General features: G+C 53.5%; 10 protein-coding genes and 1 other RNA gene. 2 read left to right on the top strand and 9 right to left on the bottom strand.

Going from position 1 to position 11,821, the window contains the following annotated elements:
* Positions 1 to 155: 155 nt before the first annotated feature.
* The 4 genes from VN12_RS07835 to VN12_RS07820 form a co-directional block, all read right to left on the bottom strand.
* Positions 156 to 566, bottom strand: coding sequence for an RNA recognition motif domain-containing protein (locus tag VN12_RS07835; RefSeq protein WP_146676301.1), 411 nt, complete (start codon positions 564 to 566; stop codon positions 156 to 158).
* 445 nt (positions 567 to 1,011) lie between these two features.
* Positions 1,012 to 2,370, bottom strand: coding sequence for a hypothetical protein (locus VN12_RS07830; RefSeq protein ID WP_146676300.1), 1,359 nt, complete (start codon positions 2,368 to 2,370; stop codon positions 1,012 to 1,014).
* Positions 2,371 to 2,383: 13 nt separating this feature from the next.
* Complete coding sequence (locus VN12_RS07825; protein WP_146676299.1) at positions 2,384 to 4,246, bottom strand: ArnT family glycosyltransferase; 1,863 nt, start codon at positions 4,244 to 4,246, stop codon at positions 2,384 to 2,386.
* Positions 4,243 to 5,361 (bottom strand): glycosyltransferase family 2 protein, encoded by a 1,119-nt coding sequence (locus VN12_RS07820; RefSeq protein ID WP_146676298.1) that lies wholly within the window; start codon positions 5,359 to 5,361, stop codon positions 4,243 to 4,245. The genes VN12_RS07825 and VN12_RS07820 overlap by 4 nt, the downstream gene beginning before the upstream one ends.
* Positions 5,362 to 5,608: 247 nt before the next feature.
* Here VN12_RS07820 and ssrA point away from each other — a divergent pair.
* Positions 5,609 to 5,968, top strand: a transfer-messenger RNA (tmRNA) gene (ssrA, locus tag VN12_RS07815).
* 317 nt (positions 5,969 to 6,285) lie between these two features.
* Here ssrA and VN12_RS26615 read toward each other — a convergent pair.
* Together VN12_RS26615 and VN12_RS26610 are read right to left on the bottom strand one after the other, a co-directional pair.
* A complete protein-coding gene (locus VN12_RS26615; RefSeq protein WP_168164138.1) occupies positions 6,286 to 6,807 on the bottom strand; it encodes an IS5 family transposase in 522 nt (173 codons plus the stop codon).
* On the bottom strand, positions 6,750 to 7,127 hold the full coding sequence (locus VN12_RS26610) for an IS5 family transposase (RefSeq protein ID WP_146675160.1): 378 nt from the start codon (positions 7,125 to 7,127) through the stop codon (positions 6,750 to 6,752). Before VN12_RS26610 ends, VN12_RS26615 begins: the two co-directional genes overlap by 58 nt.
* Before the next feature lie 388 nt (positions 7,128 to 7,515).
* On the opposite strand from VN12_RS26610, the gene VN12_RS07800 reads away from it, so the two are divergent.
* Positions 7,516 to 9,537 (top strand): serine/threonine protein kinase, encoded by a 2,022-nt coding sequence (locus tag VN12_RS07800; protein ID WP_146676297.1) that lies wholly within the window; start codon positions 7,516 to 7,518, stop codon positions 9,535 to 9,537.
* A 30-nt stretch (positions 9,538 to 9,567) separates the two neighbouring features.
* Here VN12_RS07800 and VN12_RS07795 read toward each other — a convergent pair whose 3' ends face one another.
* From VN12_RS07795 to VN12_RS26795, 3 genes are read right to left on the bottom strand one after another with little or no spacing between them, the layout of a single operon-like run.
* A complete protein-coding gene (locus VN12_RS07795; RefSeq protein ID WP_146676296.1) occupies positions 9,568 to 10,053 on the bottom strand; it encodes a hypothetical protein in 486 nt (161 codons plus the stop codon).
* Positions 10,046 to 11,587: a recombinase family protein gene (locus VN12_RS07790; protein ID WP_146676295.1), complete on the bottom strand. Its 1,542-nt coding sequence runs from the start codon at positions 11,585 to 11,587 to the stop codon at positions 10,046 to 10,048. Before VN12_RS07790 ends, VN12_RS07795 begins: the two co-directional genes overlap by 8 nt.
* Positions 11,584 to 11,793, bottom strand: a complete 210-nt coding sequence (locus VN12_RS26795) for a DUF2924 domain-containing protein (protein ID WP_146676294.1) — start codon at positions 11,791 to 11,793, stop codon at positions 11,584 to 11,586. The genes VN12_RS07790 and VN12_RS26795 overlap by 4 nt, the downstream gene beginning before the upstream one ends.
* Positions 11,794 to 11,821: the final 28 nt, after the last annotated feature.

Here is an 11,821-nt window from a genome sequence, read left to right as displayed (position 1 = left end):
CGAGAGGCCGCCTCAACGTACCGAGCTCCCATGCTTCCTGCAAGAGATCCTGACGGATGGGCGAAGGAACTACGTTTGGAATCGGGCAAGAAAAAAGGGAGCCGAAAAAATCGGCTCCCTTTGGAAGTTTATGCTTGGATCGCTAGATCGAGGTCTTAGTAACGATCGCGTCCACCGCGTCCGCTGCTGTAACCGCCGCCACCGCCATCGCGGTCGCCTCGGTCACCACGGTAGCCGCCGCCACCGCCACCGCCGCCACCACCGCGTCGGCCACCGCCACCACCGCCGCCGCCACCACCACCACCGAAGGATGGACGTGGTTCACGAGGACGTGCCTCGTTGCAAGAAATACGTCGGCCAGCGACTTCTTGGTCGTTCAAAGCTTCGACTGCATTTTTTGCTTCTTCAGGGTTCTGCATTTCAACAAACGCAAAGCCTCGCGATCTCCCAGTCTCCCGGTCGACGATAATGCTTACCTTGGCAACAGTACCGTATCGCGAGAAAGCCTCACGAACCTCGTCTTCCGTCGCGCGAAACGAAAGATTCCCCACATAAATATTGATCACGTAACCAGACCCTTTTCACGACACTGCAATCCGCTCCATTCCATCGAATGCGATCGGCTGCAATCAACCTAACAAACCGTGAGCCGGTCCACCAAGATTCTAAGCCAACACACATTGGACCAGACTTGTTGAAACAGCTCCCTGAAAACGAACCGTTGGAGCGTCAACCACATTGAGCACGCACCGGTGCAAACAAACCACCGATGCACAGAACAGGTTGGCAAACCTAGGCAACAACGCGTGGATTATCGGACTGGGGCATAGCCAAGTCAACGGATATTTCTCAAGGGCCTATAGGATTCGCTGAAAATCCAACGGGGGTGAGGTTTCTGCCATTAAAGACAGGTTGATTCGCCATTGTTTCGAGAGGAAACACCCGTAAAAAGCTGCAATTTCGGACAAACGCCAGCCTCGGCCTTCCCTTCCATAGGCCCCGTTTTACAACCTACCTGGACCGCCAATATCGAACGGTTTTCGCCAGCGAGGTGATGACGTTCTTGATCTCTTTCTTCACGGTGAACCGAGGACCGGCGGGCACGAAAAGATTTCTTCCCTCCCGGCGGACGGTGACGTTCTCCGCGACGATGGCCCGTAGCAACCACGATGCCATGGATTCGTCATCGCACACCACGCCAACCCACCCTTTAGCCGTGGATTCAAAAGCGGGTAAACCGCTCGCCAATGGGATCCCTCGACACAGCTCGCGAACAACACCCTGATACCGATCGGGATCCGACTCGATCTCCGACCGGTCGACGGCCTCGAGTAGAGTACCGCGATGAGGAGGGCCACCCGCTAAAGCCAAATCGCAGAAGCTGGTCCAGATCTCCCCCCAAGGAACTTCGCCGAACTCTTCGCTCGGTAATGTCGCCGACCCCATCGATCGAGGACTGACGGGCTCGCTGCTGCGAGCATACTCGGGTGGTAACGATTCTCGGATGCGATGCTCGAGTCTCTCCCTATCCCGATTTCGATCGAGTCCATCTTCCGTCCATGCACACTTTCCGAACTGCAACGCTCCCAACCACTTGCCAAGCAATATCGAATCGATCCCTTCCAGCGGAAGTGACTGCTCCAAAGGAATTCGGTAGGTCACATCTCGTTCACGCTGGATCCACTGCGACTCTGTATCCTTCGACTCTGGACCCTGGGTCTCTACCCTCGCGATATCGGCTGGACTATTCCAAATCAACTCCACGCGGGGAGTGCTCTTAGCAACAGGATGCACCGAACCATTCGCCGATCGAAAAGCGAAATCGGCATCGAGCCCACGTCTTCGAAATTCCCAAACCAATTCCACTACTTCGGTCCGCCTCTGTCTTGCCCTTTGATTCTCTTCCCTCGGTTGGTCCTCGCCGATGGGATCGATGGGGCCGGGAGGCTCGGTCCAAAACAACCAAGACGCATTGGGCGGCGTCGTAACCGAGGAGATTAAAAACTCGCACCAGTCGCGAGCGTCCATCGGTGCTGCCACATAGAGCTGCAGCGGGATCCGATCGGAATGCTGTCTCGCATCCATGCGCTCCCAGACGACGCCGTCCCGCACCATCTCCCACCCGTTCGCCTCCCGTCCTATCGGGATCCAAACAAGTCGTTTGCAGTTTCGCTGACCGCACGCTTCCCAGACTTCATCCCATATTCGTTGCGACTGGCTAGGATTCCATTCGGGATTTACCCACAGGACGTGGCTGCCGGTGCGGGCTCTCAGCCGATTCGCAAGGGATTCCCACGCAGTTTCGGGATACTGGAGGGGCGAGTCCACCGTGATGAGGATGACTTCTTCTGTCGATAATACGGTTTCCATCCCCGAAGCATAGTTACTTTTCCTTGGAGAGCAACGATGTCCCTTCTACAGCGATCATCGCGTCCGACTCAGGGAAGTTTGGAACGCTCGTTAGTACCTCAAAGCGGCCAGGAACCGCTTCTCGCAATTTCTCCCAGTCAGCACTTCGGAGCATTAGAATTTCACTCCCAGGAACAGCGGGTGTGTTTCTATATTGCTCCCGCTCGACGAAAGCCTTCCAGCCGGTGAATTCGACTGGCTGCCGGCTGTAAAAAACAACGCTTGGCCGAAACATATCCAACATGCGAATCGTTCTCGGCTTGTTATCGGTTAGCGTGCTGACTTCCTGCGCAAGCCGTTGCGGGGCTTGCCAGGGACGTAGCTTCGGTGCAGCCACATGCCATATCAAGGAAAGGAACAGGGCTGAAGCGATCGCAAAACCAAAGGGAAGTCGATCTTTCTCGCTCTGTCGCTGAATGAGGATTCCTGCGATTCCCATGATTGCCAATGGAAGGCCAATCCACCAGGCTCCACCCACGATTTTCCAAACCGCGGGGGATACTTCCAGATCGCCGAACGGTCCTATGCGGTTGGTTCCCAACCACCCGACGACAGCTAGGCCGGTGGTTAACAAGACCCCGACCAAGAGCAAAAACGCCCACGCGATCGATTGCCATCGGGTCCATCGCTTCGCATCGCGGAGGACTTCTCGGAAGTAATAGCCGATGCAAAGAGCCATCGCCGGGTAAGCGGGCAATACGTAATTCGGAAGTTTGGTGCTCGCCATAGAAAACACACCGAGATACACAGCGATCCAAATGCTGATCCATCGCACTTCCGGCGTACCATCATTCCTGCGAAGAGAATGAAACCAAGCGATACCGACAGGAATGGCAAAGGCCGACCAGGGATAGAGGCCCATCAGGCAGGCTACAAAATAGTAATAGAAGGGACCTTCGTGATTGTCCATCGCTTGAGAAAACCGTCCGAGGTGATGGACACCGATGAACTCATTCAGAAATCTACCTTCGCTCTGCACCTCGGCGAGATAGTACCAAGGTCCAGCAATCATCGCTAACCCTACCAGCCCTAGGAGAGGGCGTACCGCAAGGATCGAAACGGCAATGGATCGCGGCCGAAGTGGGGCAAGGAAGGAAAACAAAATGTTGCGCCGACGTGAACCCGCAACATGAAGTGTTTCACGCATTCGTTCGGCGACAAGATCTCCGTACACCGTGAGTCCGATAATGGTCGCAGGAAACAAGAATCCAATGGGTCCCTTTGTCAATACGGCCAATCCAATGCCGCTATAGATCACCAACCAGATGCGCCTTGGGATCGCTTGAAGCCGGGCAATCGCTGGACGTGGGGGATGGGACCCGCGGTAGGCCACCAGCCACATTCCTAGGCTAGCCGAGATGAAGAGGGTTAAGTACGCATCGGCGGTCGCCGAGCGTGCCACCATGGAGAACATCAAGTTGGATGCGAGCGCGAGGCCGGCAATGAATCCCGCCTGTGGATCGAAAAGTCGTTTTCCAATCCAGTGGACAACGAGCACCGTGAAGATGCCTGCAAGGGCGCTGCCGAGTCTTGCACCGAACTCATTGGTTCCGAGAAGCAAGAATCCCATTCGCATGCCCCAGAACATCAACGGAGGCTTGTGAGCAAATAGTTCTTGATTAAAGGTGGGGAGAATCCAATCGTTCCGTTGGTGCATTTCGAGGGCGACCGAAGCATAGTAGCCTTCGTCTTGATCGAACAACCTCGTATCTCCCAATCGAGGCAAAAAGAGAAAGCAGCTAAGAAGGAAAAGGACGACCAGATGGACCCTGGTCTGGGAGGGAAAAGAGGCCGACGAATGGTGGGAGGCCGCAGACGGATACGAGACCCCGTTCATGCCGCATCGAACCGGTGCGCGGGGACTGTAGTGGGCCGTGCCGCGAGTTGATCACTACGTGATGACGGACTTGCACAGGGCAGGGATGGAACGGCAGGGATCTCCGAGATTGGCGGGCGCTGGAAGCAAGACGCGCGGCGGAGATAGGCTGAGCGAGCGATGTGCGGGAGTTCGGTGCAGTTGGTTGTTTCTGCGATCACATAGAGAGGGCGTCGTTTCGATTCTTCGTAGATGCGACCGACGTAATCGCCGACCAATCCAACTGCCATCAGCGTGGCGCCATTGAACAAGAGTTGGAAGCAGATCAGGGAGCTCCAACCAGGGGCAGTGGTCGAGACGAAGAGTGCGACGTAGACGGCATAGAAGGAGTACGCGATGCCTAGGGTTGTCAGGAGCATACCGCCGTACAGGGCGAGTTTGAGCGGCAGGGCGCTAAAGGAGCTGATGGCCGTCCAAGCCAGTTGCATCAATTTCAGCGTCGAATATTTGGTTTCGCCGGCAGCCCGCGCGGGGCGTTCGAAAGGGAGGACGCATTCACGCAGGCCGAGCCAAGCGACCAGTCCTCGCATGAAGCGATGTTGTTCGCGAAACGCACGGATGGCTTCGACTGCGCCCCGGGAGAAAAGTCGGAAGTCGCCGACTTCAGGGGGAAGGCGTTCGTCGACGGTTTTCTGCATCAATTTATAGAATGCCGTCGCGGTCCATCGTTTGCGGAGCGTTTCTCCTTCACGCGTGGTTTTGCGTGTGGAGACCACGTCAAAGCCTTCGTGCAAATGCGAAAGCATCGCGGGAATGAGGGATGGTGGATCTTGGAGATCGGCGTCCATGACCAAGACCGCGTCACCTTGTGCGACATCGAGGCCGGCAGTGATCGCAGCTTGTTGGCCGAAGTTTCGGCTGAATTGCAGCACCCGAATGGAGGGATAGAGGTCAGCGTAGTAGCGAAGGAGGTGGGGAGTTTCATCGCGGCTACCGTCGTCGACGAAGATCAATTCGTAGTCGATCGGCCGTCCGTTTGGCTCATCAATCGAGTCCAGGACGGGGAGAAGGTGATCGATCAAAGCGGGCAAGACCGCTTGCTCGTTGTAGACGGGTAGAACGACGGATAGAAGCATGGTTCTGGGAGGAATAGCAGGCTTGGGCAGTTTGCGTCAACAGCGAAACGGGGAGTGAGGGCGGAGGAGCGTGGTGGTTGAAGGACATGGAGAGGGGAGAAGGTGGCAGGGAGGCGAAGCGATGCTTTGGGGCGCAGGGGATCGGGACGTCAAGGAGATCGAGAAGCCAGCGAGGCCATGGAAATGGGGGAAATCGGGCGTGCTGGGATTGCCTTTGTGGGAGATCCCCCGATAATGGGAACTGTTCGGGGGCGATCTGGAATCGACCGGATAAGTTGAAGATATTGGTGGCATGTCGTGGTTGATCGAGAGGCCACGTTAATACTCGATTACTAAATTTAACTGCTGAGGAAAACCTCGCACTGGCTGCCTAATTACGGCAACCCGGATACCCAATGCCCGTCGGAGGCGTTGGAGTGTCCGTCGCAATTCCGAATCGCACTAGCCCGTGTCTCGCACGGTTGGTGTTAAAAAAGCTCGAGGCTGGCGCATCGCACCGAGGTTGACAACGAACGCGATGGGCGAGACCAATAACTGTCAGCTAAGCATGTAGAGGCCGTATCGGAAGTATCGCGGGACGCGGGTTCAATTCCCGCCGCCTCCATAGACTTGGTCGCCGCAAGGTGACCATACCGCTCAAGACCCGCTGGCTCACCCCGGCGGGTTTTTGCGTTTCTACGCGGAAATTCGGGGCTTTTTAGTGTTGGGGGCTTGATGAGTTTTGTTTTTCGCGGGACTCGCTATCCCGGTCTTTCCATCGTGAAAGGCTCTAAAAAGCGAATTAGGCTCTTAAGTGCGTGACTCGCCCAGAGTGAGTCACACATCTGCAAAACCAACAAATTGCAGACTTGCAGCCAACTTCTTGGGATGGGAGATTTGATTGACAGCGCTATGTGGCGGCTACTAGGCTCTGTTTGAAAACTGTTAACTACACATCATTCGGAGGAATCGTTCGATCATCGCCATTTTAATCATCCCAGCGTAGTTAATGGCGGTCTTCTCGAATCGCGAAAAGACGCGTCGACACTCTTTGAGCCAACCTATGGAGCGTTCGACAATATTCCGGCGTCGATAACAATCCCCGTCGAATTGTGCCGTTCGTGCGTCGCGATCTTCATTCGACTTCGACGGGATGATCGGATTGATTCCAAGATCGATGAGCGTCTCGTCGATCCATTCGGCTCGATAACCTTTATCTCCTGCAAGATTCACTGGCCAAGCAACCGGGCGACCTTCGCTGTCATGAAGATCGTTGTCGGCCTTCTCGAGGACCTCGAGCAGTGCTGTGGTCTCATGAGCTTGCCCTCCCGTAATGGTGAATGCCAGAGGATTGCCCATGCCATCCACGAGAAGATGGATTTTGGTTGAATATCCGCCTCGCGAACGGCCTAGTGCATGATCAGCTGGCTCGTCTGGCGCCCCCTTTTTCCACCGCCAGAAGCACATCGATGGGCACGGATGACGCTCCCATCGACACACCATAGATCACTATCGATTGCACCATCATCAATGCGAGCTGAACGAAGCTTATTCAGAACAGCGTCAAGGGTTCCATCACCGTTCCATTTATCGTAGAGGCCGTAGATAGTTCTCCACTTCCCAAATTCTTCAGGGAGATCGCGCCAAGGCGATCCGGTGCGCAGAATCCAAAGAATGGCATCAAACGCTAAGCGGTAGTTCGTAGGAGGCCGCCCCGTTGTCTTCGGAGACGGAAACAGTTCCTCGATGCATTCCCATTGCAAATCGGTTAATCTGTGACGTGCCATCGTATCCTCCTTGATTGGCGATCCGTCGATTATCGCAAATTCGCAAAGTTACGAAAACACCAGTTTTCAAACAGAGCCTAGCAAAAATCAGCGTCACGACCTGGTATCAACGACATCAGTCATAACCTCGGGAGGAAAAATTGAGCAAAGAATTCTGCCGAGCAGCAGTCAATGACTTGATTCAAAGAATTGAGTCTGAGGAAAAAACAAAACTCTCGCTATATCACATGCTGGTGCTGCCAGAGGGGGAGGCGATACGCATCCCGACGTGTGGTGTGCATCCGGTGGGTAGCCGCAGATACAAACCGCCCGGTCCGTTCAAATTTGGTAATTCCGAAGTCGCGAAAATCTTCCTCCAAAGGATTGTTGGCCGGTCGACATTCCTCCGATGCAGGCTGTTGCAGCAGAGCAGGAATGTTTACCGTTTCAACCACTCAGTAGAGAACCCTATCGTGCACATCTGTTTTTTGGTAGCGATGATTCAGCTTTCTCTGATTTGCAGTCGTTTGCGCATGAAATCGTCGGGCTTAGTAACGAACTTCGGCGGGCTGTTTATGGAAATAAAAGCGAAATGGGCTTGAGCGATTTAATTTACAGTGCAGGCGACTCCATCCATGGCGAATCTGAAAAAATTATCGACCGCTGGATGAGTACTATCCATTGGTGGGCTTGGAAAGTATCAGGTTCACCGATTTACACTCGACCGCAGGTTGTGTTTGGCAAAAAAGGAATACCCACAGACTTCATGGATCCAGCGGTTGAGGATAAACTCGCGTTCAGCTGGTTAGACCAGAATGTCTTCAGTTGCTCGGTTGAAGTGTTGAAGATTTTCTTGAAATTTATGGAGGTGCGGCCTAGTGGCGGCTATTCGTCGACTTATCCGTTTAACGTTACTATCGATAATGATGCGCAGGAGTCAGACTCCATGAGGACAGTCAAACTAAATGGTAGAACATGGAGCTTCTTCACTGATCGTCAGCTCGGACCTCGCGGTGGAAATGGGGTTGTGTTTGAAGGTAGGTCAGAATCGGGTTCCGAAGTGGCAGTTAAAAGGCTTAGGCTTTCGCTAACGAGTTCCCCCGAGGCGAGAGAGCTAGAAATTGTCGAGAATCTAGTTGGACAAACACACAGTCATATTATCCCGGTGCTAGATTGTGGACGCGACGAAGACACTCGCGATGGCTATGTCGTTATGGCAAAGGCGGAGAAGAGTCTTGCTGATGAGTGTAAGAACGGTCCGTTGAACGTGAATGAAGCAGTTCGAATTTTGCTCGAAGTAGGGCAAGGCCTCAAGGAAGTCGAGCACATCGTACATCGTGACATCAAGCCCGAGAATATCTTATTTCATGATGGAAGATGGAAACTTACTGACTTTGGCATTTCACGATTTGTTGATGCAGTAACGGCCTCCGAAACCCATAAGAAAAAGCTAAGCTCCCGTTATGCTTCTCCAGAGCAATGGAAGGAAGAAAAGGCGACACATGCTTCCGATATCTACTCTTTGGGTTGCGTTGCTTACTTTTTGATAACTGGACACCCACCATTCTCAGGCCCGAACCGTGAAGATTTTAAGCAACAGCATCTTAGTTCAACTCCCCCCAATATCCCAATTGAAGATCATCGACTTGCTACTCTGATTAAAATGATGATGCAAAAGCCAGCAGAAGCGAGGCCAACCATAGACGTGGTACTTTCCGCTTTGCAAAACTGTAGAGACACGCCGTTTCTACGCAAAAATATTGCGATTCAGCGATTGGCTGCACTGGCCGTGAAAGTTGAGAACGACAAGGCTGAAAGTAGCGGACGAGAAATGTTGAAAAGGGGTGAACTAGAGAATCGCATTGAACTGGGGCGTCACGCATATCAGCAACTAAAAGAGATAGCAAATGATTTCTTCCAAGAAGTCATTGAGGCTGTGCCAAACATAGAGCAGAGAAAAGTACGCTCCGGGCTTGTGTCACTTGAATGCACTCTCGGGCGTGGGAAGTTGTTGATCGAGTTGGATGACTCGCACATTCACCCACCTAGTGACTTTAGTGTTTCGGGCTGGGATGTAGTTGCTTCTGGAGTGATAGGTGTTTTGCAGACATTGCCCGAGTACCGATTTTGGTCGTCGTTGTGGTATGCAAAACCCAGAGTGGATGCTCCGGGGTACCGATGGTACGAAGTTGCATACTTCACGTCCCCGCTGGTGGGCAAGGGCAAGCAGTTTGAGCCTTTTCATCTAACCGACGACGTCAAGAAGGCAGATATTGCTATGTCATCAGTAATGGGAAAGATCTGCATGGCATACGAACCTTTGCCAATCGACAGTGAAGCAAAGACGGTTTTTTTTCAAAGATGGACGGACAGATTTGCTGATGCAGTCCAAGGATCGCTAGCCCGACCTCCAGTGTTGCCAATTCCCTGAAACTCTACTCGTTTCTGGCGACGATGCTCTTTAGAATTGCTTTTCCCAAACCAAAGGGATTCCTTTTCTGAGCTTGCGAAGGCTCAACCCTGCAGGCTCGTTTCCTTCCATTATCTTCTCAACAATCGACGGAGATAAAGAAGTAAGCTGAAGGATACGGCTTACATACGTTCGATCAACGTCGTTTGCCGTTGCAATCTCCTCGACGCATCCGAATTGACCGGATTCGAGCTGTTCTTGCCAGAACCATGCTCTAGCCAAATTGACGACGAGTGCGGTGTTGGGAGGTAGAGACTCGTGCGGTTTACTCTCGGCAGTATAGTCGTCAGCCAAGATCATCTGCCGGCCATTGCGTCGATAGAACCGGACTGGCACGGAAACGACAACCTTGCCCCCATCTCGGCGAACCGTGATCTTGCGGTCCGCGACAGCAAATTCAGACTCCAGAGTTACGTCGTCGGGCTCTGTAGCAGGCTGATCCAACTTCGGTTCATTTGTTCGTTTCGTTTTAGCCATCTGCTCGCTCACTCATTGGCGTCAATTCGCCGACGATCTGTTCGATCCCGTTGGCTCGAAAATGAATATCAACGCTCTCTTTGGAAACAGTGACAGTTTCGATTAGTAGCTCCATGACTCGCGATTTCTCGTCGGGATAGAGGACTTCCCAGACTGGGTCGAGCTGCTGGAGTGCTTTCGTGACCTCAGACAAATCGACGGCTCTCGTGGACGTAACCTCGGATTCGAGACTGCGAATGGAATCGCTGAGGGATTTTATCTCGGCGTTGAGCCGTTTGAGTTCTCCTTTCACAAATGGACTTTCCGGATCCTGCAGGCCGAGAAGCGATCGAGCCGCCTGTTCCGTCTGTTGGCGACGTCCGCGTAGCTCTTCCAGTCGTGACCCGATCTCCGCATCGGGACCAGATTGCGAACTGGCGCAAACCTCGCGAAACGTGTGGGCAATCACGTCAGGGTGCCGAAGCAGCGATCGAAGTTGGTCCACCACGATCTTCTCGAGTTCGCCCGCAGGCAGAGAAGGCAACGAACACTTCTTGTACCCGGTCTTCACCTTTTTCGAGCAGGTGTAGTAGCGATACTCCCGTCCATGGTTGTTCGTCCATGCCGGCATCACCAAATTTCCACACTCGCCGCAGTAAACCAAACGCCTAAGCATCGCGAATCGCTTCGCCTGGTGCTTGTGGGTGTAGGTGCGATTGGCGGCAAGGAGCTTTCGGACCTTCTCGAACTGGTCCTCCCGAATGATCGCCTGATGCTCGGCATGGTACGCGACACCCTTATGGACAATCTTTCCGATATACTTTGCGTCGGTCAGGATGTTGTAGACTGAACGTCCAGAGTAAGGCTTCCCGCCCATGATCTTGCCAGACTTGGTCTCGAAGACTTTCGAGCGAATCCCTTCGCTGTTCAGCGTGTCCGCGACCTTCTGGCATGACTGCAACTGCGTCGCCATCTTGAAGATTCGCTTCACCAATTTGGCCTCGTCCGGGTTGATCACATACTTCCGATCTACAATGTCCAGCCCCAGCTTCGGTTGGCCTCCGATGTATTTGCCCTGGCGAGCCGTCAAAAGCTTTTTGTCTCGGATGCGTTCGCCAATGATCTCGCGTTCGAATTGGGCGAACGAAAGCAGGATATTGAGCGTCAGCCGCCCCATCGAAGTGGTTGTGTTGAACTGCTGCGTGACCGAAACGAACGAAACCTGATACTCGTCAAACAGCGAGATCAGCCTGGAAAAGTCCAGAAGCGACCGGCTGAGACGGTCCACCTTGTAGACGACCACGCAGTCGATCTTTCGGGCACGGATGTCTTCGATCAAAGCATTCAGTGCTGGGCGATCCATGTTTCCACCCGAAAATCCTCCGTCGTCGTATCGGGACGTAATGAGCTTCCATCCTTCGTGGACCTGCGATTGAACGTACGCTTCGGCAGCAGAACGCTGTGCATCCAGTGAGTTAAAATCCTGGTCGAGCCCCTCTTCGTGGCTTTTGCGGGTGTAGATCGCACACCGAATCTTCTTTTTGTCGTTGATCACTTTGAGCCACCTTTCTTACTGCTGGGCTGCAATCCAAAGAATCGACGCCCGTTGACATGGCGACCTGTGATCGCGCGAGAGATTGCGCTGAGGCTGCGATACTTCTTACCCTGAAAGAGAAACCCGTCTTCTTGAACGATGACCTCGTAACGCTCTCCGTGCCAGTCACGAAGCAGAAGCTTGGCATCGAAAAGATCCCGGTCCATGTTGCGAAGGACCTCACACCCGAGCAGA

It is taken from the genome of Pirellula sp. SH-Sr6A, from assembly GCF_001610875.1.
Taxonomy (GTDB): Bacteria; Planctomycetota; Planctomycetia; order Pirellulales; family Pirellulaceae; genus JBKCUI01.
This window is presented reverse-complemented; position numbering and strand designations above follow the sequence as displayed.